Here is a 23693-nt window from a genome sequence, read left to right as displayed (position 1 = left end):
ATCTTGCTTCAGGCGTTCTCTTTGTAAGCCTTCAACGCCTTGAGCCGTTCACGCTTTAGCGCTTCGCCAAGCTCCGGCCCTTTGAATCCCTTCTCCAGCAACGGCTGCACCGCAACCTCTCGCGCAGCCTTCGCCGCACCGCGCAAATAATCCGCCTGTGGATAACTTCTCTGCTCCAGCCCTTTACGGCCTCGGGCGTCCATTTCGCATGCGGCGATAAACTCTTCAAACCGCTGCGGTCGGCGATACACGTCAAAACTCTGCAGCAGGTCAAGCAGCGTCGAGGCCTTCAACTCCAGCGCCCGGTGGCTGTGGGTGTGGTACTTGCCGACCAACAAGGCCAACTCCTGACAATCCTTTGGTGCCTTAAAGCGTTCGTTGACCGCTTTGATCAGCTTCAACCCCGTGTGCTCATGGGCGATGTGTCGCGGCCACTCTTCTTCCGGGGTCAGACCTTTGCCGAGATCGTGCAGCAGGCAAGCCCAGCGAACCGTCAGCGGTTGTTTGTGCCGCGCCGATTGCTCCAGGACGCTAAGGGTGTGCAGGCCGGTATCGATTTCCGGGTGATGCGCTTCAGGTTGTGGCACACCGAAAAGCGCGTCGACTTCCGGCATCAGTACTTTCAGCGCGCCGCAGTCGCGAAGCACCTGAATGAACACTTGCGGCTGATCTTCCATCAGTGCCCGGGAGATTTCTTTCCAGCTACGTTCGGCGGTCAACGCCTCCAGCTCACCGGACTCGCTGAGCTCATGCATCAATTCCAGCGTCTCCGGTGCGACGGTAAAACCCAGCCCGGCATAGCGCGCTGCGAAACGGGCAACCCGCAATACACGGAGGGGATCTTCGGCGAACGCCGGAGAAACGTGGCGCAGAATCCGGGCTTCCAGATCGCGCTGGCCATGGTAGGGATCGGTCAGATTGTGCTCATTGTCCTCGGCCATGGCGTTGATGGTCAGGTCGCGACGAATCAGGTCTTCTTCAAGCGTCACTTCGGGGCTGGCGTGAAAAGTGAAACCGCCATAACCGCGCCCGCTCTTGCGTTCGGTGCGAGCGAGGGCGTACTCCTCGCCGCTTTTGGGATGAAGAAACACCGGGAAATCCGCGCCGACCGGGCGATAACCCTGGGCGAGCATTTCTTCCGTGGTGGCACCGACTACGACCCAATCGATGTCAGTGACTGGTTTGCCCAGCAAGCGATCACGTACGGCACCGCCAACCTTGAAAATCTGCATAAAAAACCTCCGTTAGCCCGACAGAATAACCCTTGCGTCAGACTTTCGGAGGCCGGAACCGGATCAAAGATGAATGACGGCAAGGTCAAGTCGACCGTAATCCCCTTCGCTGTGTTCACTGCGGGGGGGAACGTGGTGGGTTTTCATGATCTGGTCGCCTTGCAGGGTTTCCAGATGGATATCGAAGCCCCACAGGCGATGCAGATGTTTAAGCACTTCGTCAGTGGAGTCTCCCAGCGGTTTGCGATCGTGCTGTTGGTGACGCAAGGTCAGTGAGCGGTCGCCACGCCGATCGATGCTGTAGATCTGCACGTTCGGTTCACGATTGCCGAGGTTGTATTGCGCGGCCAGGGTTTCGCGGATGATCCGGTAGCCGGGTTCGTCATGAATCGCAGGCACCAACAAGTCGTCCTTCTGATCGTCATCCATGATGCTGAACAGTTTCAGGTCACGGATCACCTTTGGCGACAGATACTGCAGGATGAAACTTTCATCCTTGAAGCTACTCATGGCGAATTTGATGGTCGACAGCCAGTCGCTCCCGGCAATTTCCGGGAACCAGTGACGATCCTCTTCGGTAGGTTCTTCACACATGCGCCGGATGTCGCGATACATGGCGAAACCCAGCGCGTAGGGGTTGATGCCGTTGTAGTAAGGGCTATCGAAACCTGGCTGGAATACCACACTAGTGTGCGAGGTGAGGAACTCCATCATGAAGCCGTCGGTGACCAGCCCTTCGTCGTACAAGTCGTTCATCAGCGTGTAGTGCCAGAACGTTGCCCAGCCTTCGTTCATCACTTGGGTCTGGCGTTGCGGGTAGAAGTACTGGGCGATCTTGCGCACGATCCGCACGATCTCGCGCTGCCACGGTTCCAGTAACGGCGCGTGTTTTTCGATGAAGTACAGGATGTTTTCCTGCGGCTCGGCGGGGAAGCGGGCGTTATCCTTGTCGCTGTATTTATCCGCGCCTTTGGGAATGGTGCGCCACAGATCGTTGATCTGCTTCTGCAGGTGCTCTTCACGATCCTTCTGCCGACGCCGTTCTTCTTCGGCGGAAATCGGATAAGGACGTTTGTAGCGGTCGACGCCGTAGTTCATCAACGCATGGCAGGAGTCGAGCAAGTCTTCTACTGCATCGATGCCGTGACGCTCCTCGCACTGCATGATGTACTGCTTGGCAAACACCAGGTAATCGATGATCGAGCTGGCGTCGGTCCAGGTGCGGAACAGGTAATTGCCCTTGAAGAAACTGTTATGCCCGTAACAGGCATGGGCCACTACCAGCGCCTGCATGCAGATGGTGTTTTCCTCCATCAGATAGGCGATGCACGGGTCAGAGTTGATCACGATTTCGTAGGCGAGGCCCATCTGCCCACGGCTGTACGACTTTTCCGTGCTGAGGAAGTGTTTGCCGTAGGACCAGTGGTGGTAGCCCAGTGGCATGCCCACCGAGGCATACGCATCCATCATCTGCTCGGCGGTGATCACTTCAATCTGGTTGGGGTAGGTATCCAGCGCATAGCGGGCCGCGATCCGGGCGATTTCGCGGTCATAGGTCTGAATCAGCTCGAACGTCCATTCGGAGCCGGTGGAAATGGGTTGGCGCTTCTGCTCTTTGGCGGTCATGTCACTAACCTGCGCTGGAAGAGTTCACGGAAGACCGGATAGATATCCCCGGCCGAGACCAGTTGCTGCTGGGCAAAAGTGTCAGAAAAGGCTTCGGCGATGCGTTCGTACTCGTACCACAAGGCCTGATGTTCGCGCGGGGTAATCTCCACATAAGTGTAGTACTGCACAAACGGCATGATCTGGTTGATCAGGATGTCGCGGCAGATTGGCGAGTCGTCGTTCCAGTTATCACCATCGGAAGCCTGCGCCGCGTAGATATTCCACTCGTTGCTCGGGTAACGCTCGGCCATGATCTCCTGCATCAGTTTCAGGGCGCTGGAAACGATGGTGCCGCCGGTTTCCCGTGAATAGAAAAACTCTTCTTCGTCGACTTCCCGGGCACTGGTGTGGTGGCGGATGAACACGACGTCGATCTTGTCGTAGTTCCGTTTCAGGAACAGGTACAACAGGATGAAAAAGCGTTTGGCGATGTCCTTGGTCGCCTGGGTCATGGAGCCGGAGACGTCCATCAGGCAGAACATCACGGCTTTCGAGCTGGGGTTGGGCTGTTTGATCAGCAAGTTGTATTTCAAGTCGAAGGTGTCGAGGAACGGCACACGATGGATGCGCGCGCTGAGTTTCTCGATTTCTGCCTCGAGCTCCTGAATATCGCCGAAGTTATCTGGCTCTTCGCGTCTTAGACGTTCAAGTTCTTCTTTCACTTCACGCAGTTTTGCCCTGCTGCTGCCGGACAAGGCAATGCGCCGAGCATGAGCCGAACGCAGCGTGCGGATGATATTTATCCGCGACGGGTTGCCTTCGTTGCTGATCCCGGCCCGCACGGTTTTGAAGGTGTCGGTACCGCTCAGGTTGCGTTTGACCAGGTTTGGCAGTTCGAGGTCTTCGAACATGAATTCGAGGAATTCTTCCTGAGTGATCTGGAAGACGAATTCGTCCATGCCCTCGCCGGAGTTGCCGGCCTTGCCCGGGCCGCGTCCGCCACCGCCTCCCGGCGGGCGGGCGATGTGTTCGCCGGCGGTGAACTCCTTGTTGCCAGGATGCACCACGGTCTGCTTGCCGCCACGGCCGTGGTGAAGCACCGGTTCGTCGATGTCGCGACCGGGAATACTGATCTGTTCGCCGTGCTCCATATCGGTAATGGAGCGCCGGCTGACCGCCTCTTCGACAGCCTTCTTAATGTGGTCACGGTAACGCCGCAGGAAGCGCTGACGGTTTACCGTGCTCTTGTTCTTGCCATTGAGACGTCGGTCGATCACATAACTCATAGGAAGCCCTCCGGGCAGCTTCAAGTTGTGAGCTTCAAGCTGCAAGTAAAAGCAGGTTCCCGGGCATCAGTGGGTTACGCGCTTTGTTCTTGCAGCTCGTAGCTAGAAGCTTGCAGCTGCTTCACTGCGACTTCCGTACCCGTAGGTACCATTCGGAAAGAAGCCGTACCTGTTTGTCGGTGTAGCCGCGTTCGACCATTCGAGTGACGAAGTCGTTGTGCTTTTGCTGATCCTCTTTGCTGGCCTTGGCATTGAAGCTGATGACTGGCAGCAGGTCCTCGGTGTTCGAGAACATTTTCTTCTCGATGACCACCCGCAGTTTCTCGTAGCTGAGCCAGGTCGGGTTCTTGCCGTTGTTGTTGGCCCGTGCGCGCAGTACGAAGTTGACGATCTCGTTGCGGAAATCCTTCGGATTGCTGATGCCGGCCGGTTTTTCGATTTTCTCCAGTTCTTCGTTCAGCGCGACGCGGTTGAGAATCTCGCCGGTTTCCGGATCGCGGTATTCCTGATCCTGAATCCAGAAGTCCGCGTACAGCACGTAGCGGTCGAAGATGTTCTGGCCGTACTCGCTGTAAGACTCGAGGTACGCGGTCTGGATCTCCTTGCCGATGAATTCGATATAACGCGGCGCTAGGTATTCCTTCAGGTAGCGCAGGTAGCGCTCGCGGGTTTCGGCCTGGAATTGCTCCTGTTCGATCTGCTGTTCCAGCACATAGAGCAGATGCACCGGGTTGGCGGCGATTTCATGCGGGTCGAAGTTGAAGACCTTGGAGAGGATCTTGAACGCGAAGCGGGTCGACAGCCCGTTCATGCCCTCGTCGACGCCTGCCGAGTCGCGGTATTCCTGGATCGACTTGGCCTTTGGATCGGTGTCCTTGAGGTTTTCGCCGTCGTAGACGCGCATCTTCGAATAGATGTTGGAGTTTTCCGGCTCCTTGAGGCGCGACAGCACAGTGAACTGTGCGAGCATCTTCAAGGTGTCCGGCGCGCAATGCGCTTTGGCCAGGGAGCTGTTGAACAGCAGTTTGTCGTAGATCTTCACTTCGTCGCTGACGCGCAGGCAATACGGCACTTTGACGATGTAGATCCGGTCGATGAACGCTTCGTTGTTCTTGTTGTTGCGGAAGGTGTGCCATTCCGATTCGTTGGAGTGGGCGAGCAGGATCCCGGTGAACGGAATCGCGCCGAGGCCTTCGGTACTGTTGTAGTTGCCTTCCTGAGTCGCGGTCAGCAACGGGTGGAGCACCTTGATCGGTGCCTTGAACATTTCGACGAATTCCATCAGGCCCTGGTTGGCCCGGCACAGCGCACCGGAATAGCTGTAAGCGTCGGCGTCGTTCTGTGGGTATTCCTCGAGTTTGCGGATGTCGACTTTACCGACCAGCGCCGAGATGTCCTGGTTGTTCTCGTCACCCGGTTCGGTTTTGGCCACGGCGATCTGGTTGAGGATCGACGGGTACAGCTTGACCACGCGGAACTGACTGATGTCGCCACCGAATTCGGCCAGGCGTTTGGTCGCCCATGGCGACATGATGGTATTCAGGTAGCGCCGTGGAATGCCGAAGTCTTCCTCGAGGATCGCGCCATCTTCGGTTGCGTTGAACAGACCCAGTGGTGATTCGAATACCGGCGAGCCCTTGATCGCATAGAAGGGCACTTTTTCAATCAGTTGTTTCAGCTTCTCGGCCAAGGACGATTTACCGCCGCCGACGGGGCCGAGCAGATAGAGGATTTGTTTCTTCTCTTCCAGGCCTTGGGCGGCATGGCGGAAATACGAGACGATCTGGTCGATGCATTCTTCCATCCCGTGGAAGTCTTCAAAGGCCGGATAGCGACGGATCACCTTGTTGGAGAAGATGCGTGACAGCCTCGAGTTGGTCGAGGTGTCGAGCAGTTCCGGTTCGCCGATGGCCAGCAATAGACGCTCGGCGGCGGAAACGTAGGCGCTACGGTCTTTCTTGCACAGCTCCAGGTACTCTTGCAGCGAGAGTTCTTCCTGGCGTGTGGACTCGAAGCGTTGTTGGAAGTGGCTAAAGATACTCATGACGTCACCTCGCTCGATACGTGGAGCCGACGCCGGATCACTCAGTCGATGCTGGCAAACAACCGTTTTGGCAGCTGTTTGTTTACCCCCCAGAACACTTTCACGATCGACAATCGTGAAAGTCACTCCCGATGACCCGTGCGCCGGTGTACCGGCTCTCCCCTGATTTGGATGGCCTGGGCTTAAGGATAGTTGGGAATTCGGGAGGTAAAGGCGAGATACGTAATTAGTTGTGGCAAGACCGTTCGTCTGCCCGCGCAGGCCCACGGCAGCCGGGGCCTGCGCGTGACAAAAAAATTATTCGGCGGTGCCTTGCGCAGTTTCCGCAGGATAAGTCGTACGCCACAGCTCGAAGCCGCCGTCCATGCTGTAGACGTCAGAGAAGCCTTGGCTGATCAGGTACGCCGCGGCACCCTGGCTGGAATTGCCGTGGTAGCAGACGACCACGGTCGGCGCATCAAGGTCAGCGCCTTGAATGAAAGCGTGCAGGGAATGATTGTCCAGATGCTTCGAGCCGCTGATATGCAGGGCGGCGAAAGTCGCCGGGTCGCGCACGTCGACGACAACGGCGCCTTGTTCACGCAGGGCCTGGGCCTGTTCCGGGGGGATTCGTTTGAATTCGCTCATGGCGGGTTCCTGTTGCTCGGCTGAAAGCGCAGTCTAACGCGGTGCGCTGACTGGCGAAGTTTGGGGGATAAGTGGTGCGACGGTCGGGGCGAGGCCGCCGTGTTCATCGCATTTGCATGACAGCCGTTCGCCGCTGTCGACATTCATCAGGGTCAGGCTGCCGCCCCAGACACAACCAGTGTCCAGTGCCGAGATGCCTGGCTCATGGATATTGCCCTCGAGTGCCGCCCAGTGGCCGAAGATGATCCGCAAGCCTTTGGTCTTGCGATCCTTGTGCTGGAACCACGGTTTGTAGCCGGGCGGGGCGGTGTCCAGACCTTCCTTGCTCTTGAGGTCGAGTTTGCCTTCGGCGGTGCAGAAGCGCATGCGCGTGAAGTAGTTGGTGATGACGCGCAGGCGAGTGACGCCTTTCAGGTCGTTGTCCCATTTCGCCGGATCGTTGCCGTACATGCCGTCGAGGTAAGCGGGGAACAGGTTGTCGTCACGCAAGGCGGTTTCGACTTCGTCGGCGCATTTCAGCGCGCGACGCAGCGACCATTGCGGTGGAATGCCGGCGTGAACCATGGCGACATCACGCGTCTCGTCGTAGTGCATCAGCTTTTGCTGGCGTACCCATTCCAGCAGCTCGGCGCTGTCCGGAGCATCGAGAATCTCGCGCAAAGTGTCGGACTTCTTCAAGCGCTCGATATTTCTAGCCGCTGCCAGCAGATGTAGGTCGTGGTTACCGAGCACGCAAATCAGCGATTCACGCATGCCATACAGAAAACGCAGGGTTTCCAGTGATTGCGGGCCACGGTTGACCAGGTCACCGACCAGCCACAGTCGATCAAGCTTTGGGTCGAACGCCACTTGCTTGAGCAGGCATTTCAGCGGTTCAAGGCAGCCCTGCAGGTCGCCGACGGCATACGTCGCCATCAGTGCAAAGATCCGGGAACGGCGAGGCGGAACGGCTTGATGATGGCGTCGAAATGTTTGCCATCGTCGGCGACCATTTCGTAGGTGCCCTGCATGGTGCCGACCTTGGTGGTCATCACTGTGCCGCTGCTGTAGGTGTGGCTCTGGCCGGCATCGATCAGCGGTTGCTGACCGACCACGCCTGCACCGCGCACCTCCTCTACATGGCCGTCGCCATCGGTGATCACCCAGTGTCGCGACATCAGGCGTGCGGGCTGCTCGCCATTGTTCTGAACGGTAATGGTGTAGGCGAAGGCGAAGCGGTCGTGCTCGGGTTGCGATTGGTCTGCCAGATAGCGGGTAACGACGCTGACATCGACCTGGTAACGGGAATCGGACATGCAAGAGGCCTTAAACGAAGCGGAACGCGGGGCGTAGCTGATGGGGATTCAGTCTAGGCAAGTATCGGGCAGTAAACCAGAGTGGCGTCCTGCCCGATAGCGTTCATCGTTTATCAGTCGGCGGCGGGGGAGGCCGGGACTTGTACCGCGAGCTGGTCGGCCAGACGTACGAACGCGGCCAGATCCAGTTGCTCCGGACGCAAGCTGCCATCGACGCCGGCGGCTTCGATCTCGGCATTGCTGAGCAGTTGCTTGAGAGTGTTGCGCAAGGTCTTGCGGCGTTGGTTGAACGCTTCGCGCACCACGCGCTCCAGCAGCTTGTGATCCTTGGCGGGGTGCGGCAGTACGGCGTGCGGCACCAAGCGGACGATGGCCGAGTCGACCTTCGGCGGCGGGTTGAACGCGCCCGGACCCACGTTGAACAGATGTTCTACACGGCAGTGGTACTGAACCATGATCGACAGACGACCCCAGTCACCACCACCCGGGCCTGCAGCCAGACGCTCGACCACTTCTTTCTGCAGCATGAAGTGCATGTCGCGAATGATGCCGGCATTGTTCAGCAGGTGAAAAATCAGCGGCGTGGAGATGTTGTACGGCAGGTTGCCAACCACACGCAGGCTGTTTGGCGCGGCGTTGAGCGTGTTGAAGTCGAACTTCAGTGCATCGCCCTGATGCAGGTTGAAGTTGCTCTTTCCGGCAAACTGCTGGTTGAGGATCGGGATCAGATCCTTGTCCAGTTCCACCACGTCGAGTTGTGCGCCGGAGTTGAGCAGGCCGGCGGTCAGTGCGCCCTGGCCCGGGCCGATTTCCAGCAGGCGATCTTCAGACTTGGCGCTGATGGAGCGCAGGATGCGGTCGATGACGCCGGCATCGTGCAGGAAGTTCTGGCCAAAGCGTTTGCGCGCCTTGTGTTGGTATTGCTCGGTCATAAACGGGTCTCGGCCATCTGGTAGGCGGTTTCCAGGGCGACTTGCAGGCTGCCGGTATCGATCTTGCCGCTGCCGGCCAGATCCAGGGCGGTGCCGTGATCGACCGACGTGCGGATGATCGGCAGACCAAGGGTCACGTTGACGGCAGCGCCGAAGCCTTTGTACTTAAGCACAGGCAAACCCTGGTCGTGGTACATCGCCAGCACTGCGTCGCAGTGCTCCAGATATTTGGGGGTAAACAGAGTGTCGGCAGGCAGCGGGCCACGAAGGTCCATGCCCTCGCCGCGCAGGCGCTCTAATGTCGGTTCAATGATGTCGATTTCTTCATGGCCCAGGTGTCCGCCTTCACCGGCGTGCGGGTTGAGTCCGCAAACCAGGATGCGCGGGCGGGCGATGCCGAATTTATTTTGCAGGTCGCTGTGCAGGATCCGTGTCACGCGCTCCAGCCGTTCGGGTGTGATTGCGTCCGCAATCTCGCGCAGGGGCAGGTGAGTGGTGACCAGTGCCACGCGCAAACCGCGGGTGGCGAGCATCATCACCACTTGGGCGGTGTGGGTCAGGTCAGCGAGAAATTCCGTGTGCCCGGAAAAGGCGATGCCGGACTCGTTGATCACGCCTTTGTGCACAGGTGCGGTGATCATTCCGGCGAAATCACCCTTCAGGCAGCCATTGCCGGCGCGGGTCAAGGTCTCGAGGACGAATGCGGCGTTGGCTTTGTCCAGTTGCCCGGCAACCACGGGAGCGCTGAGTGGTGTGTCCCAGACATATAGGCTGCCTGCGGGGGCAGGAGCATCCGGCCAGATGCCAGGCGCAACATCCAGCAAAGTGACGGCCAGCCCCAACTGCGCGGCCCGCTCGGAGAGCAGGTCGCGGCTGGTGATGGCAATCAGGGGATGTGGCTGGGCTTGCGAGGCGAGCAGCAGGCACAGGTCGGGGCCGATGCCGGCTGGTTCGCCGGGTGTCAGCGCGAAACGCTGGGGTTTCACTGCGCTGCCTGGTCTGCACCAGGGAGTTTGATCTCTACGTACGCTTCGTCACGGATCTGACGCAGCCAGGTTTGCAGCTCTTCGTCGTATTTGCGGTTACGCAGTACGGTCATGGCTTGCTGCTCGCGGGCCTGTTCAGTGCTGTCGGTGGCGCGACGGCCAAGGACTTCCAGAACGTGCCAGCCATATTGAGTCTGGAATGGCTTGGACAGCTGACCTTGTGGGGTCTTGGCCATCACTTCGCGGAATTCCGGTACCAGTGCGTTCGGGTCGATCCAGTTCAGGTCGCCGCCGTTGAGCGCCGAACCCGGGTCTTCGGAATAGCTTTTCGCCAGAGTGGCAAAATCTTCACCGGCCAGAATGCGCTCGTACAAGGATTGAACCAGTGCCTTGGTCTTCGCTTCATCGCGAATCGGGCTCGGCTTAACCAGAATGTGACGTACATGCACTTCGTCGCGCATCTGCGCTTCGCCACCACGTTTTGCCAGCAGCTTGAGGATGATGAAACCACCCGGCGTGCGTGCAGGTTGAGTGATGTCGCCAACAGCCATGCTGCTCAACTCGCGGTCGAACGGCGGAGGCAGTTGCGCGGCTTTACGCCAGCCCATGTCGCCGCCTTCCAGAGCGTTGTCGCTGCCGGATTTGGCAACGGCCATCTGGCCGAAGTCAGCGCCTTGCTTGAGCTGCTGGTAAACCTCCATGGCCTGACGGGCAGCACTCTGAATCGCGTCAGAGTTGGCGCTTTCCGGCGTCGGGATCAGGATGTTGGCCAGGTGCAGCTCTTCGGACAGTTGCATTTTGCCCAGGTCGGAAGCGAGGAAGTTCTTCACTTCCTGCTCGGAAACCTGAATGCGTTCTGCCACGCGACGCTGACGCACGCGGCTGATGATCATCTCGCGTTTGATCTGATCGCGGGCGTCGTCATAGTTCAGGCCGTCGCGAGCCAGAGCAGCACGGAACTGCTCAACCGACATGTTATTGCGCTGGGCAATGGTGCCGACCGCCTGGTTCAGTTCTTCATCGGTGATGCGGATGCCGGAGCGTTCGCCGATCTGCAGTTGCAGGTTTTCGACGATCAGGCGCTCAAGCACCTGTTGATCCAGTACGCCAGGAGGCGGCAAGCCGCCGCCACGCTTGGCGATGGTCTGCTGTACTTCGTGGACGCGTTGATCCAGTTGGCTCTGCATGACCACATCGTTGTCGACGATCGCTACCACTTTGTCGATGGATTGAACTGCGGCGTTCGCCGCAGTACCCAGGAACAGCGCGCCCAGCATCAGCGGGCGCAGACAATCAGAAAGCTTGGTCTTCACGTTCACGATAACCTTGAATGCCTTTGTCGAGGAAGCTCTCTACCTTGGCGCCAGTGAGGCCGCCGAGTCCCTTCAGAACAATTTGGAGGAAGACGCCATGGTCGCCTTTTTCGTTTTGCGGAGCTTCCTGGCTGAACTCGTCATAGGAAACCCAGTAACGGTTGATCAGGCGCAGTTTCCAGCAGCAGTTGTCGTACTCGAAACCACCGAAGGCTTCCAAGGTACGGTTACGGTTGTAGTCATACTGCCAGCGGCTGATCGCGTTCCACTGTGGAACGATCGGCCAGATAACCGAGAAGTCATGCTGCTGGATCTTGTAGTAGTCCTTCACGTAGCCAGGTGTGCCCGGAGTGCCGTAGTCACCACCACCCACCGACCATTTGCCGGTGTTTTGGTCATAACGGACCTGGTCATTGCGATAGCGGTAGCCGGCGTTGATAACCTTGTTCGGGTTGTCTTCAGGCTGATAGTGGAACATCGCGCTGCCGGAACGTGGGCTGCGGCTGTCCGGATCCCAGTTGTAGTCGGCCGTGGTGCGCCAATCGCGGTTCCAGCGGTATTCGTATTCCAGTGCATATGGCGAAACGTTGGATTTCGCGTCGTCACGGGTTTTGGCATCGATACCTGGCAGTTGAACTTCGCGATCCTTGAAGTACAGAGCCTGGCCGACACTGATGCGTTGACGCTCGAAACCGTCGTCTTCGATCCAGCGGCTGGTCACGCCCAGCGACAGTTTGTTCTCGTCGCCGACACGGTCGGAGCCGGAGAAGCGGTTGTCACGGAACAGCGACGAGTAGTTGAAGGTGTACTCGCTGGTGTCGAATACAGGAATGTCTTCCTGATTCTCCTCGGGCACGTAGAGGTAGAACAGTCGCGGTTCCAGCGTCTGACGGTAGTTCTTGCCGAAGAAAGACGTGTTGCGGTCGAAGTAGAGGCCGCTGTCGATGCTGGCGATTGGCACGCCACGGTTCTGGTTGCTGCCGAACTTGCCACCTACGTAGTCGGTGCCTGCCGCAGCTGCAGCATTCTGCTGAGCAACGATCTGCGACTTACCGGTACCGTCCAGATCCAGCTGATACTGGGTGTACTGATACTTCAGCGATGGCTTCAAGAAGCCATAGGTCCAGTTCATCGGCAGGCTGACACCCGGCTTCAAATTCAGACGGTCGCCGTTGGCACGGGCCAGGCCTTGAACGTTGGTATCCAGACGCGGTGACGCGTTACCGTTTTCATCGATGAAGTTGCCAGTTTTCAAATCACGATCAAACCGCACAATCTCGGTCTCGTAATCGAAATTCAAACCTTCCGGATGATACGGCAGCTGACCATTGAAGGTGATCTGCGGCAGACGACCATACGGCGTGATGTTCGAAACAGTAGCCAATTGGTACTGCTGAGCATTCAAGCGAGCGGTATAGCTGTCGCCACGATAAGTAACTGCGCCCTGCTGGTTCACGAAGTCGCTGGATTTCACGCCAATCTGGTCAGTCTGCAGATCCTGGAAGTAATAAGGATCGCTGATCTTGGTGTAGTCGACTTCGGTGAGCACACGGGAGTCGAGACCGCCCTTGTGCTGCCAGTTGTACATGTAGCGGGTTTTTTCGTAATCGGTCTGCTTGCTGCGTTCGGTATCGTCATCGTTCAGATACGCCGCACCAAACTGACCTTCACTCGACTTGGTCAGGTAACGGAACTCACCCTCCACCAACATGCCACGCTTGCTCATGTAACGCGGGTACAACGTGGCGTCGTAGTTCGGTGCCAGGTTGAAGTAGTACGGTGTAACCAGCATGAAGCCGGTGTCGCTGCCGCTGCCAATGGTCGGCGGCAGGAAACCCGACTGACGACGGTCGTCGATCGGGAAGTAGATGTACGGCGTGTACAGAATCGGAATGTCTTTTACGCGCAGCGTCACGTTGGTCGCGGTACCGAAACCGGTGGCCGGGTTCAAGGTGATGTTGTTGCCCTTGAGCTGCCAGGCGTTGCTGTTCGGTTCGCACGTGGTGTACGTGCCGTCCTTCAGGCGGATGATCGCGTTTTCGGCACGCTTGGCGTACAGCGCGTTACCGCGGATGCGCGATTTGTGCATCACGTATTCGGCGTTGTCGACCTTGGCTTCACCGGTGTCGAGCTGCACATCGGCGTGGTCGCCGACAATCAGCGCGCCGTTGTCGCGGATACGTACATCGCCATTGAGTTCGGCGCGGCTCTCGGCCTGATACAGGCTGGCCTCGTCGGATTCGACCTGCATGCTGCCCTGACGCAGGACAACATCACCGGCCAGCGTACCGACTTGATCATCGGTGTTATAGCGCGAGGCTTTTGCGCCGATAAAGGTCGGAGCATCGCTTTTGTTCGTCTTGTCATTCATGCCAGGACGAATCGGTTCGATATAGGCACCAGAGCAGTAAGGCCCGGTCTCGGCCAATTGGGCGGCGGTGAGCTTCTCGCGCGGAACCCAGTCGAGGTGACTGAAGTCTTCGCTACGGGATTTCAAACCGCGGCCCTTGGCTTCGGTGACCAGCGCCGTTTTTGGCGCTGTGTCGGCAGCCGAACCGTTCTCGGTCGCCGCTTCGCCCGTAGCACTGACGGCACTGCCGTCATGCACCGGACGCGGCGGCAACGCAGCAGCGGTTGATTTGGGCGCACAGGCCCAACCACCCGAAGCCGAGACGGAGCAGTCATACTGCTCGGCGGCAACAACGAATTGACTGGCCAGAGGTTGCATAGCCAGCAGACTGCCGGTTACCAACAACGGAAATTTTTTACGAAACGCGGGGGATTTCAATGCCATCTTATTAGTCCGGGCTTCCTGCGTGCCATCTGCCCGCGGTGTGGGCCGCACGCCTCTCGATGGTCTGAAAAAGATGCTGGATAATAAAGCATGACCCGCTTGACGGCTAGCGCCGTCGGAGACCCTTGCAATGCCTGACCAAGATGTACGCTTGCAACACCTGAAAGTTTGGCTCGATGAGCAGTTGGCAATCCTGTTTGCAGATCAGGGCTGGGGCACCGTGCCCCCGGCCACGTTGACTGCGGCCAGCAGCGACGCGAGTTTCCGCCGTTACTTCCGCTGGGAAGGCGAGAGGCGCAGCTTCGTCGTGATGGACGCGCCGCCCCCCCAGGAAAACTGCAAACCGTTCGTGGATATCGCTTTTTTGCTGGCGAAATCCGGAATAAATGTGCCGAAAATTTATGCCGAGGACCTCGAGCGCGGATTTCTTTTGCTCAATGACTTGGGTAATCAGACCTATCTCGACGTGATCGATGGCGAAAATGCCGACGCATTGTTCGCCGATGCCTTGCAAGCGCTGCTGGCTTTTCAGCAGTTGCCGATGGTTGCACCGTTGCCGAGCTACGACGTTGCCTTGCTGCGCCGTGAGCTGGAACTGTTCCCTGAGTGGTATGTGAAGCGTGAACTCGGTGTCGAATTCGATTCGACTCAGCAACAGCAGTGGCAGCAGGTTAGTGATCTACTGATCGACAGCGCACTCGCTCAACCCAAAGTGCTGGTACACCGCGACTACATGCCACGCAACCTGATGCTCAGCGAACCGAATCCCGGCGTGCTGGACTTCCAGGATGCGGTTTATGGCCCGGTGACCTACGACGTGACCTGCCTGTTCAAGGACGCCTTCCTCAGCTGGCCCGAAGAGCGCGTGCACGGCTGGCTGGAAAATTACTGGCAGCAAGCTTCGGCGCTGAACATTCCAGTGCAGCCGGACTTCGAAGACTTCCTGCGCGCCAGCGATCTGATGGGCGTGCAGCGCCATTTGAAAGTCATCGGCATCTTCGCGCGCATCTGCCACCGTGACGGCAAGCCGCGTTACCTGGCCGACGTGCCACGTTTCTTCTCCTATATAGAAGCGGTGATTGCGCGACGTCCGGAATTGGCCGAACTGCAAGCGCTGTTCACCAGCCTGCGGGGTGGAGCAACAGCATGAAGGCAATGATTCTGGCAGCAGGCAAAGGCGAGCGCATGCGTCCGCTGACCCTGACCACGCCGAAACCACTGGTGCGTGCCGGCGGTGTTCCCCTGATCGAATATCACCTGCGCGCCCTCGCGGCCGCAGGATTCAACGAGATCGTGATCAACCACGCCTGGCTCGGTCAGCAGATCGAGGATTATCTGGGTGACGGTTCGCGATTTGGTGTGAGCATTCAGTACTCGCCCGAAGGCGAGCCACTGGAAACCGGCGGCGGGATTTTCCGGGCGCTGCCGATGCTTGGCGATGATGCGTTCCTGGTGGTCAACGGTGATATCTGGACCGATTATGACTTCAGCGTCCTGCACCAGCCGATCAACGGACTCGCGCATCTGGTCCTTGCGGACAACCCGACGCATCACCCGAACGGTGATTTCACGTTGGCCGACGGCCAGGTGATCGATGGCCAGCCCGACGCTGCAACCCTGACCTACAGCGGCATCGCTGTGCTGCATCCGCAACTGTTCGATGGCTGCACCGACGGCGCGTTCAAGCTGGCACCGCTGCTGCGCAAAGCCATGGCGGCTGGCGAAGTGAGTGGCGAACGCCTGAAAGGTCACTGGGTGGATGTCGGTACCCACGAGCGTCTGGCCGAAGCTGAAGCCTTGATAGAAGCGAGTCGCTGACATGTTGTGGCCAGGGACTCTGATTGGAGCCGGAGCGGGTTTTGCGATTGCCAGCATTCCGGGGGCCATGCTTGGGGCATTGTTGGGGCAAGCGCTGGATCGGCGTCTGCACTTGCAGAGCTGGGGACACTTGCGGGAAAAACTCGGCGGTCGGCCGATGCTGCGCAACGACGAACTGTTGTTTGTGTTGCTCGGGCGTCTGGCCAAGAGTGATGGTCGGGTTACCGACGGGCATATCCAGCAGGCGCGCAACGAGATGCGTGCGCTGGAGATGAGTGAGCCGGCAACGCGCCGCGCCATCGCGGCATTCAACCGTGGCAAGTCTGAAAATGACAATCTGCGCGGTTATCTGCGGCGCTTGAGCGCGCAGCCCCATGCGGCCGAGGGTGTCTTGCGTGCGTGCTGGCGGATGGTCTGGGCCGATGGTCGTGCCGGCGTCAGCGAGCGTGAATTGTTGGCGCAGTGGGGCAAATGGCTGGGCTGGACAACGCATCAGGTGCAGGCGCTGGCCAGTGATTACGAACCGGGCAAGCGTCCGATCGTCAGTGCTGCAGTGAGCTATCAGGAGGCGATGCGTTTATTGGGCGTGTCGGCGTCCAGTGAACCGGCGCAGATCAAGCGGGCCTATCGGCGCCTGCTCAGTCGTCATCATCCGGACAAGATTGCCGGAACGGGGGCGACGCCAGCGCAGGTGCGTGAGGCGACTGATAGAACCCGGGAGCTGCACAATGCTTATACGTTGATTCGTGAGCGGCGGGATTTTCGCTAAACGTTAGATGTGTATCGTCTGCGCTGGCCTCTTCGCGAGCAGGCTCGCTCCCACAATGGATTGTGTATGCAGATCCAATGCGGGAGCGAGCCTGCTCGCGAAGGGAGCGACGCGGTTTGTCGGTCAGTCTGTGTTCTGCGGATTCAGCCAGCCACGCACCCGGCGGAACAACTGTTCCTGCTCAGCCTTGTTGTCTGGCAAGGCTCTCAGCGCCACTTGGCTGAACGCCGAAGTCTTCAAGCGCTTGCTCGCCTGCATGCGCTCCAGCGCGGCGTTGCGATCCAGCGGCTTGTCCATGTAGAAAATATCTGCGGTCGGCAGCTTCAGGGTTGGCGTCAGCTCGGCCAGTGGCGGTTTGGCCTTGGCTGGCATCTGTGCATCGACCATGACGAATTTCTCTACCTGCGCCGTTTGTTTCTCGCTCAGGTATCGCGCGGCCCAATAGGCACCAGTGCCGTGTCCGAGCACGACAATGCTGCGTGCGCTCTGCTGTTCGGCGTAGGCAATCGCTGCGTCGATGCGCGCGAAGATGCGTTCGGCGTCAGCCTTGGATTGTTCTTCAGTGGTTTCGGCGACCACTTGATCCGCCACTTCGGCTTCACCGCCAGCGGCTTGTTCAATTGGCTGCGCGGTGGTGGAGTCCTTGCTACCCGACTCCGGTGCTTTCGGCGCAACCTGCGCTTCAACCACGCGCGGTGCGATGGCGTCGCTTTGCAGGTCGGGCAGGGTGATACTCAGGCTGCTCCATTGTGCATCCGGCAGTTTGCGCCGCAATGGGCCGATTGCCTGCGGCCAGTCAGCGGTTTCGCCGGCGCCAGGGATGATGATCACCGCGCCTTTGGGCTCGGCGGTGTTGGCCGGTTTCCACAGGGCGAGGAAGCTGTCGCTGCCGGCCTGCAATTGTTGCTGTTCTTGCGCCGGGACTTTACGTTCCAGTGCGGCGGCCTCTTCCTGACTACGCTCTAGCAGTGGCTGGCGTTCGGCCGGTTTTTCTTCTGCCGGTTTTTCCGCCGCAGGAGTGGGGTCGGCGGCGTTGACGGAAAACGCACAGGGCAGGATCAGCGACAGGCACAATGCTGGCATTGCCAGGCGGTAAACAGAGGGCATCGGTTATTCCAGGCCAGAAAGTATCCCGGCAGCCTAATGGGTTGGTCAGAATTTGTCAGTGTATGAGACTTCAATGAAGCGATTTTGCTGCCTGTGGGTTATCGGCTGTTTGTGGTTTCCCTTGATGGGCTGGGCGGCGCCTGCGCCCCCGGCCCACGTTGCGCAATTGTCGGCGGGCCAGCAGCAATGGCTGGCGCAGCACAATGAACTGCGCGTCGGTCTGGTCCTGCAAGCACCGTATGCGCAATACGACCGGCGTTTGCAGCGGCTGTCCGGGGCTAACGTCGAACTGATGAAGTTGTTGGCCAAGACGCTCAATGTCGAACTGAGCTGGCGTAACTTTCAGGATCTCGCACAACTGGAAACCGCCGTGCGCGAGGGCGAGATCGATATCGCTCCGGGCCTGAGTCAAACCCCGAGTGCGTTGCGTCTGTGGCAGTTTTCCGATCCCTACATGCGCGTGCCGCAACTGGTGGTCAGTGAGCAGAAGGCCAGTGGCGTGGTCGATCTGGAGAAACTCGACAGCCAGGTCCGCGTCGCCGTGCGCATGCCCAGCAGCACCGCGGACTATCTGCGCAGCAACTATCCACACCTGAACCTGCAAGGCGTGCCGCTAGAGCGTCAAGCCTTGCAGTTGCTGTTGACGCAGCAGGCCGCCTACGCCGTGGTCGACGAGGCACAACTCGGGCGGTTGTCGGTAGAGCCGGAGTTCGCCGAACTGGTGGTGGTGGGCGATATCGGCTTGCCGCAACTGCTGCGAGTCGGCTCGCGCCGCGATTGGCCGGAGCTGGCCGGCATTGTGCAAAGTGCTTTGCGCGCGATCCCGGCCAAAGATCTGGAGCAACTGCACAACCAATGGCTGCAACCGAAATACCCGCGACTGTCGGAGTCGCCCGGCTTCTGGCAGAACCTCAGTCTGTTGTTTGCGGTGATCCTGCTCAGTTGTGTCGCGATCGTGCTCTGGCAGCGCCGCCAACAGCACAGCCTTGAGCAGCGATTGCTGGCCGCCCGGGAAGACATCGCCTTGCGCGCAGCCAGCGAAGAAGCGCTGCGGTTGACGCAGTTCTCCATCGATCAAAGCACCGTCGGCATCCTCTGGGTCAATTGGGACAGCCATGTGCGCTACGCCAATCGTGCGGCGGAAAACATGCTCGGTTACCCCTCAGGCGGATTGATCGAGCGTCCCCTGATCGACTTCGAGCCGGGACTGCACATGGATCGCTGGCTCAATCTGTGGAAGCGCGCGCGGGCCAGCGAAGAAGGGCCGCTGAGTTTCGAAACCAGTTGCGTGCGCGCCGATGGCAGTGTTTTGCCTGCGGACGTGTCGCTGAGTTTCCTGCGCTTTCGTGACAGCGAATACCTGGTGGTTTACCTCACGGATGTCACCGAGCGCCGCCGTGCACTGGCGGCGTTGCAGGAAAGCGAGGCGCGTCTGCAAGGCATTGCGGCGAATGTGCCGGGGCTGGTGTTCCGTCTGGAGCGGGCACCGGTGACCGGGCAGATCGACTTTGCCTACATCAGCGAGGGCAGCGAAAGTCTGGTCGGTTATGCCCCGGCCACCATTGCCCATCGCGACATGGGCCTGCGCAGCCTGGTGCATCCCGAAGATAAGGCGAGTTATCACCGCACTCAGGATCAGGCGCTGGACACCGACAGTGACTGGTCATGGCAAGGCCGGATCCTCACGCGTCAGGGCGAGCAGCGCTGGGCCGAGATCAAAGCGATCACTCGCCAACTGGAGGACGGCGCGTACGTGTGGGACGGCATCGTCTGGGACATCAGCGAGAGCAAGCGTATCGAGCTGGAACTGGCGGCCTCCCGCGAGCAACTGCGCGAACTGTCGGCGCACCTTGAAAGCGTGCGTGAAGAAGAGAAGGCGCGAATTGCCCGCGAGGTTCACGATGAGTTGGGGCAGATGTTGACGGTGCTGAAACTGGAAACATCGATGTGCGAACTGGCCTACGCGCAACTCGATCCCGGTCTGAACGAACGGTTGAACAGCATGAAGCGCCTGATCGCGCAGTTATTTCAATTGGTGCGTGATGTGGCGACGGCGCTGCGACCACCGATTCTCGATGCCGGGATTGCGTCGGCAATCGAGTGGCAGGCGCGGCGGTTCGAGGCGCGTACGCAGATTCCATGCCTGGTGCAGGTGCCGGACAATCTGCCGGCGCTCAGTGATGCCAAGGCGATTGGCCTGTTCCGGATCCTGCAGGAGGCGCTGACCAATGTGATGCGCCATGCCCAGGCGCATACTGTGGAACTGACGCTGGCGCTGGAAGGCGACGAATTGTGTCTGACGGTCGCCGATGATGGCGTAGGATTCGTCGCTGCTGCCGGTCGGCCGACTTCGTTTGGGCTGGTGGGCATGCGTGAGCGGGTGCTGATCATGGGCGGGCGGCTGACGCTGGAGAGTGAGCCGGGGGAGGGCACCAGTCTGGTGGTGCGGGTGCCGGTGAGTGAGGTTTGAAGGTTTGTGGTGTTTGGGCTGACGCTATCGCGAGCAGGCTCGCTCCCACAGGGATTGGTGTGTACCTGAAATCTGGAGAAAAGATTTGATCCGTGTACTGGTAGCCGAAGACCACACCATTGTCCGCGAAGGCATCAAGCAATTGATTGGCCTGGCCAAGGATCTGCAAGTGGTGGGCGAGGCGAGCAATGGTGAGCAACTGCTCGAAACCCTGCGCAATGTGCCGTGCGAAGTGGTGCTGCTCGACATCTCCATGCCCGGCGTCAATGGCCTCGAAGCGATCCCGCGCATCCGTGCTCTGAACAATCCGCCAGCGATTCTGGTGCTGTCGATGCATGACGAAGCGCAGATGGCTGCTCGGGCGCTGAAGGTTGGCGCTGCCGGGTATGCGACCAAGGACAGTGATCCGGCGTTGTTGCTCACCGCCATTCGCAAGGTCGCGGCCGGTGGGCGTTACATTGATCCGGATCTGGCGGATCGCATGGTCTTCGAAGTCGGCCTGACCGATGCGCGGCCGCTGCATTCGTTGCTGTCGGAGCGCGAATTCTCGGTGTTCGAGCGCCTGGCCCAAGGCGCCAACGTCAACGACATCGCCCAGCAACTGGCCCTGAGCAGCAAAACCATCAGCACCCACAAGGCGCGTTTGATGCAGAAACTCAACATCACCTCGCTGGCCGAACTGGTCAAATACGCGATGGAACACAAACTCCTCTAAAGATCACCGCGATCAAAACTGTAGGAGTGAGCCTGCTCGCGATAGCGGTGGATCATTCACTGCTGTGGTGGCTGATCCACCGCTATCGCGAGCAGGCTCACTCCTACAGGGGATCTCCATAGCGCCAGAAATTTTGAGCATATCTGTTAGCGACACGCGCTTTTGCTTGTTCTTGCAGCTTGCAGCTCAACCCTCGCCACTGCCTTATCCATTAGCGCCATCCTTGTAGGGCAATCCCTACCCCCAACCTTCCATCCGGCTGAGGCGATTCTCTCCTGCGCCCCGATTTGCGCGCCTGTCAGCAACCACTAGGCTTAATCCACAAGCAGTCATCAACAACAAAGGTGTGGGTATGAGCCAGGTCGAAACAAACGCAGGGGCCAGTGATGTGCTGGTCAGCTTTCGTGGAGTGCAGAAGAGCTACGACGGCGAGAACCTGATCGTCAAAGACCTCAACCTGGACATCCGCAAAGGCGAGTTTCTCACCCTGCTCGGGCCGTCCGGTTCCGGCAAGACCACCAGCCTGATGATGCTCGCCGGTTTCGAAACACCGACCGCTGGCGAGATTCTGCTGGCCGGGCGCTCGATCAACAACGTGCCGCCGCACAAGCGCGACATCGGCATGGTGTTCCAGAACTACGCGCTGTTCCCGCACATGACCGTGGCGGAAAACCTCGCGTTTCCACTGACCGTCCGTGGCCTGAACAAAAGCGATGTCAGTGACCGCGTGAAAAAAGTCCTCAGCATGGTTCAGCTCGACGCGTTCGCCTCGCGTTATCCGGCGCAACTGTCCGGCGGTCAGCAACAACGTGTGGCATTGGCCCGTGCGCTGGTGTTCGAACCGCAACTGGTGCTGATGGACGAACCTCTTGGCGCCCTCGACAAACAGCTGCGTGAACACATGCAGATGGAAATCAAGCACCTGCACCAGCGCCTCGGTGTGACCGTGGTCTACGTGACCCACGATCAGGGTGAAGCGCTGACCATGTCCGACCGCGTTGCGGTATTCCATCAAGGCGAAATCCAGCAGATCGCCCCACCGCGCACCCTCTACGAAGAACCGAAAAACACTTTCGTCGCCAACTTCATCGGTGAGAACAACCGCCTCAACGGTCGTCTGCTCAGCCAGAGCGGCGAGCGCTGCGTGGTCGAGTTGGGCCGTGGCGAAAAGGTCGAGGCGCTGGCGGTCAATGTCGGCCAGACCGGCGAACCGGTGACCCTGTCGATCCGTCCGGAGCGCGTCAGCCTCAACGGTTCGAGCGATCAATGCGTTAACCGCTTCTCAGGGAGGGTGGCGGAATTCATCTATCTGGGCGACCACGTCCGGGTGCGCCTGGAAGTCTGCGGCAAGACCGACTTCTTCGTGAAACAGCCGATTGCCGAGCTCGATCCCGCGCTCGCAGTCGGTGACGTGGTTCCGCTTGGCTGGCAGGTCGAGCACGTACGCGCACTCGATCCTCTTCTAGAGGCGAACTGATCGCCCCGGCAATACCAACACCAACCCTGCACGTGGAGAGAACAATAAATGTTGAGATCCCTGAAGTTCACCGCCCTGACCCTGGGCCTGATGGGTGCGGCAAGCGCAATGGCCGCTGGCCCGGATTTGACCGTGGTGTCGTTTGGCGGGGCGAACAAGGCGGCGCAAGTCAAAGCCTTCTATGCACCGTGGGAAGCGGCAGGTAACGGCAAGATCGTCGCCGGCGAATACAACGGCGAAATGGCCAAGGTCAAAGCCATGGTCGACACCAAGAGCGTGTCGTGGGATCTGGTCGAAGTTGAATCGCCAGAGCTGTCCCGTGGCTGCGACGAAGACATGTTCGAACAACTCGACCCGGCACTGTTCGGCAAGACTGAAGACTACGTCAAAGGCGCGATTCAGCCATGCGGCGTGGGCTTCTTCGTGTGGTCGACCGTACTGGCTTACAACGCCGACAAGCTGAAAACCGCACCGACCAGTTGGGCGGATTTCTGGGACACCAAGAAATTCCCGGGCAAGCGTGGCCTGCGCAAAGGCGCCAAGTACACCCTCGAATTCGCGCTGATGGCCGACGGTGTGGCGCCGAAAGACGTCTACAAAGAGCTGGCGAGCAAGGGTGGCCAGGATCGTGCGTTCAAGAAGCTTGATGAGCTGAAGCCAAGCATCCAATGGTGGGAAGCGGGCGCACAACCGCCGCAATACCTCGCTTCCGGTGACGTAGTGATGAGTTCGGCCTACAACGGTCGCATCGCGGCGGTGCAGAAAGAATCCAACCTGAAAGTGGTGTGGAACGGCGGCATCTACGACTTCGACGCGTGGGCCATCCCGAAAGGTCTGGACGCCAAGCGCGCCGAAGCGGCGAAGAAATTCATCGCCTTCTCGGTACAGCCGCAGCAGCAGAAAACCTACTCGGAAAACATCGCCTACGGCCCGGCCAACACCCAGGCTGTGCCTCTGCTGGCCAAGGACGTCCTGAAAGACATGCCGACCACCCCGGAAAACATCGCCAACCAGGTGCAGATCGACGTCAGCTTCTGGGCTGACAACGGCGAGCAACTGGAGCAGCGCTTCAATTCCTGGGCTGCGAAGTAACCCGAGCATACGGACCGAGGGCTTTCCGGATGATCGTTCCCACGCTCTGCGTGGGAATGCCGCCCGGGATGCTCCGCGTCCCTGTGACGCAGAGCGTCACTGGATGCGTTACCACGCAGAGCGTGGGA

The 23693-nt window shown here is 59.2% G+C and carries 19 protein-coding genes; 7 read left to right on the top strand and 12 right to left on the bottom strand.

Going from position 1 to position 23693, the window contains the following annotated elements; translation table 11 throughout:
- Positions 1-8: 8 nt before the first annotated feature.
- The 11 genes from LOY43_RS25885 to LOY43_RS25835 form a co-directional block, all read right to left on the bottom strand.
- Positions 9-1232: a multifunctional CCA addition/repair protein gene (locus tag LOY43_RS25885; RefSeq protein WP_095126220.1), complete on the bottom strand. Its 1224-nt coding sequence runs from the start codon at positions 1230-1232 to the stop codon at positions 9-11.
- Positions 1233-1295: 63 nt separating this feature from the next.
- Positions 1296-2858, bottom strand: coding sequence for a SpoVR family protein (locus tag LOY43_RS25880; protein ID WP_258708900.1), 1563 nt, complete (start codon positions 2856-2858; stop codon positions 1296-1298).
- Positions 2855-4126 carry a YeaH/YhbH family protein gene (locus LOY43_RS25875; protein ID WP_007910114.1) on the bottom strand — a complete coding sequence of 424 codons (1272 nt, stop codon included), beginning with the start codon at positions 4124-4126 and terminating at the stop codon, positions 2855-2857. The genes LOY43_RS25880 and LOY43_RS25875 overlap by 4 nt, the downstream gene beginning before the upstream one ends.
- A 121-nt stretch (positions 4127-4247) precedes the next feature.
- Positions 4248-6170 (bottom strand): PrkA family serine protein kinase, encoded by a 1923-nt coding sequence (locus LOY43_RS25870; protein ID WP_007910115.1) that lies wholly within the window; start codon positions 6168-6170, stop codon positions 4248-4250.
- A 297-nt stretch (positions 6171-6467) separates the two neighbouring features.
- A complete protein-coding gene (gene glpE / locus LOY43_RS25865) occupies positions 6468-6797 on the bottom strand; it encodes a thiosulfate sulfurtransferase GlpE (RefSeq protein ID WP_016983139.1) in 330 nt (109 codons plus the stop codon).
- Between the two features lie 33 nt (positions 6798-6830).
- On the bottom strand, positions 6831-7712 hold the full coding sequence (locus LOY43_RS25860) for a symmetrical bis(5'-nucleosyl)-tetraphosphatase (protein ID WP_134178006.1): 882 nt from the start codon (positions 7710-7712) through the stop codon (positions 6831-6833).
- Entirely contained in the window at positions 7712-8092 is a 381-nt protein-coding gene (apaG, locus tag LOY43_RS25855) for a Co2+/Mg2+ efflux protein ApaG (protein WP_134178005.1), read from the bottom strand. Before apaG ends, LOY43_RS25860 begins: the two co-directional genes overlap by 1 nt.
- 113 nt (positions 8093-8205) lie before the next feature.
- A complete protein-coding gene (rsmA, locus tag LOY43_RS25850; RefSeq protein WP_095122616.1) occupies positions 8206-9024 on the bottom strand; it encodes a 16S rRNA (adenine(1518)-N(6)/adenine(1519)-N(6))-dimethyltransferase RsmA in 819 nt (272 codons plus the stop codon).
- Positions 9021-10010 carry a 4-hydroxythreonine-4-phosphate dehydrogenase PdxA gene (gene pdxA / locus LOY43_RS25845; RefSeq protein ID WP_258708899.1) on the bottom strand — a complete coding sequence of 330 codons (990 nt, stop codon included), beginning with the start codon at positions 10008-10010 and terminating at the stop codon, positions 9021-9023. The genes rsmA and pdxA overlap by 4 nt, the downstream gene beginning before the upstream one ends.
- Positions 10007-11323 carry a peptidylprolyl isomerase SurA gene (gene surA / locus LOY43_RS25840; RefSeq protein ID WP_408980817.1) on the bottom strand — a complete coding sequence of 439 codons (1317 nt, stop codon included), beginning with the start codon at positions 11321-11323 and terminating at the stop codon, positions 10007-10009. The genes pdxA and surA overlap by 4 nt, the downstream gene beginning before the upstream one ends.
- Positions 11304-14117, bottom strand: a complete 2814-nt coding sequence (locus tag LOY43_RS25835) for an LPS-assembly protein LptD (protein WP_095126217.1) — start codon at positions 14115-14117, stop codon at positions 11304-11306. Before LOY43_RS25835 ends, surA begins: the two co-directional genes overlap by 20 nt.
- Positions 14118-14247: 130 nt before the next feature.
- On the opposite strand from LOY43_RS25835, the gene LOY43_RS25830 reads away from it, so the two are divergent.
- The 3 genes from LOY43_RS25830 to LOY43_RS25820 are packed head-to-tail and all read left to right on the top strand — an operon-like array spanning position 14248 to position 16704.
- Positions 14248-15267 carry an aminoglycoside phosphotransferase family protein gene (locus tag LOY43_RS25830; protein ID WP_258708897.1) on the top strand — a complete coding sequence of 340 codons (1020 nt, stop codon included), beginning with the start codon at positions 14248-14250 and terminating at the stop codon, positions 15265-15267.
- On the top strand, positions 15264-15935 hold the full coding sequence (murU, locus tag LOY43_RS25825; protein ID WP_258708896.1) for an N-acetylmuramate alpha-1-phosphate uridylyltransferase MurU: 672 nt from the start codon (positions 15264-15266) through the stop codon (positions 15933-15935). Before LOY43_RS25830 ends, murU begins: the two co-directional genes overlap by 4 nt.
- A 1-nt stretch (position 15936) precedes the next feature.
- Entirely contained in the window at positions 15937-16704 is a 768-nt protein-coding gene (locus LOY43_RS25820; RefSeq protein ID WP_093441918.1) for a TerB family tellurite resistance protein, read from the top strand.
- 123 nt (positions 16705-16827) lie between these two features.
- Here the strand turns inward: LOY43_RS25820 and LOY43_RS25815 are convergent, their stop codons facing one another.
- On the bottom strand, positions 16828-17811 hold the full coding sequence (locus tag LOY43_RS25815; protein ID WP_258708895.1) for an alpha/beta hydrolase family protein: 984 nt from the start codon (positions 17809-17811) through the stop codon (positions 16828-16830).
- Positions 17812-17884: 73 nt separating this feature from the next.
- Here LOY43_RS25815 and LOY43_RS25810 point away from each other — a divergent pair, with 73 nt between their 5' ends.
- From LOY43_RS25810 to LOY43_RS25795, 4 genes are all read left to right on the top strand, one after another.
- Positions 17885-20281, top strand: a complete 2397-nt coding sequence (locus LOY43_RS25810; RefSeq protein ID WP_095050320.1) for a PAS domain S-box protein — start codon at positions 17885-17887, stop codon at positions 20279-20281.
- An 85-nt stretch (positions 20282-20366) separates the two neighbouring features.
- Positions 20367-20996, top strand: a complete 630-nt coding sequence (locus tag LOY43_RS25805) for a response regulator transcription factor (protein ID WP_093441901.1) — start codon at positions 20367-20369, stop codon at positions 20994-20996.
- Positions 20997-21348: 352 nt separating this feature from the next.
- Positions 21349-22473 carry an ABC transporter ATP-binding protein gene (locus LOY43_RS25800; RefSeq protein WP_095126215.1) on the top strand — a complete coding sequence of 375 codons (1125 nt, stop codon included), beginning with the start codon at positions 21349-21351 and terminating at the stop codon, positions 22471-22473.
- Positions 22474-22521: 48 nt separating this feature from the next.
- Positions 22522-23565: an ABC transporter substrate-binding protein gene (locus LOY43_RS25795; protein WP_038363355.1), complete on the top strand. Its 1044-nt coding sequence runs from the start codon at positions 22522-22524 to the stop codon at positions 23563-23565.
- Positions 23566-23693 lie beyond the last annotated feature (128 nt).

The organism is Pseudomonas sp. B21-041, from assembly GCF_024748675.1.
Lineage (GTDB): Bacteria > Pseudomonadota > Gammaproteobacteria > Pseudomonadales > Pseudomonadaceae > Aquipseudomonas > Aquipseudomonas neuropathica.
Note: the sequence above shows the minus strand (reverse complement) of the source record. Positions and strands in the feature narration are given on the sequence as shown.

Bases quoted from the DNA above. Each gene is read 5' to 3' on its own strand.
- glpE (WP_016983139.1), bottom strand. From the start codon at position 6,797: ATGAGCGAATTCAAACGAATCCCCCCGGAACAGGCCCAGGCCCTGCGT.
- LOY43_RS25820 (WP_093441918.1), top strand. From the start codon at position 15,937: ATGTTGTGGCCAGGGACTCTGATTGGAGCCGGAGCGGGTTTTGCGATT.
- LOY43_RS25830 (WP_258708897.1), top strand. From the start codon at position 14,248: ATGCCTGACCAAGATGTACGCTTGCAACACCTGAAAGTTTGGCTCGAT.
- murU (WP_258708896.1), top strand. From the start codon at position 15,264: ATGAAGGCAATGATTCTGGCAGCAGGCAAAGGCGAGCGCATGCGTCCG.
- rsmA (WP_095122616.1), bottom strand. From the start codon at position 9,024: ATGACCGAGCAATACCAACACAAGGCGCGCAAACGCTTTGGCCAGAAC.
- LOY43_RS25835 (WP_095126217.1), bottom strand. From the start codon at position 14,117: ATGGCATTGAAATCCCCCGCGTTTCGTAAAAAATTTCCGTTGTTGGTA.
- LOY43_RS25875 (WP_007910114.1), bottom strand. From the start codon at position 4,126: ATGAGTTATGTGATCGACCGACGTCTCAATGGCAAGAACAAGAGCACG.
- LOY43_RS25870 (WP_007910115.1), bottom strand. From the start codon at position 6,170: ATGAGTATCTTTAGCCACTTCCAACAACGCTTCGAGTCCACACGCCAG.
- LOY43_RS25885 (WP_095126220.1), bottom strand. From the start codon at position 1,232: ATGCAGATTTTCAAGGTTGGCGGTGCCGTACGTGATCGCTTGCTGGGC.
- apaG (WP_134178005.1), bottom strand. From the start codon at position 8,092: ATGTCCGATTCCCGTTACCAGGTCGATGTCAGCGTCGTTACCCGCTAT.
- LOY43_RS25810 (WP_095050320.1), top strand. From the start codon at position 17,885: ATGAAGCGATTTTGCTGCCTGTGGGTTATCGGCTGTTTGTGGTTTCCC.
- LOY43_RS25860 (WP_134178006.1), bottom strand. From the start codon at position 7,712: ATGGCGACGTATGCCGTCGGCGACCTGCAGGGCTGCCTTGAACCGCTG.
- LOY43_RS25795 (WP_038363355.1), top strand. From the start codon at position 22,522: ATGTTGAGATCCCTGAAGTTCACCGCCCTGACCCTGGGCCTGATGGGT.
- LOY43_RS25800 (WP_095126215.1), top strand. From the start codon at position 21,349: ATGAGCCAGGTCGAAACAAACGCAGGGGCCAGTGATGTGCTGGTCAGC.
- LOY43_RS25815 (WP_258708895.1), bottom strand. From the start codon at position 17,811: ATGCCCTCTGTTTACCGCCTGGCAATGCCAGCATTGTGCCTGTCGCTG.
- LOY43_RS25880 (WP_258708900.1), bottom strand. From the start codon at position 2,858: ATGACCGCCAAAGAGCAGAAGCGCCAACCCATTTCCACCGGCTCCGAA.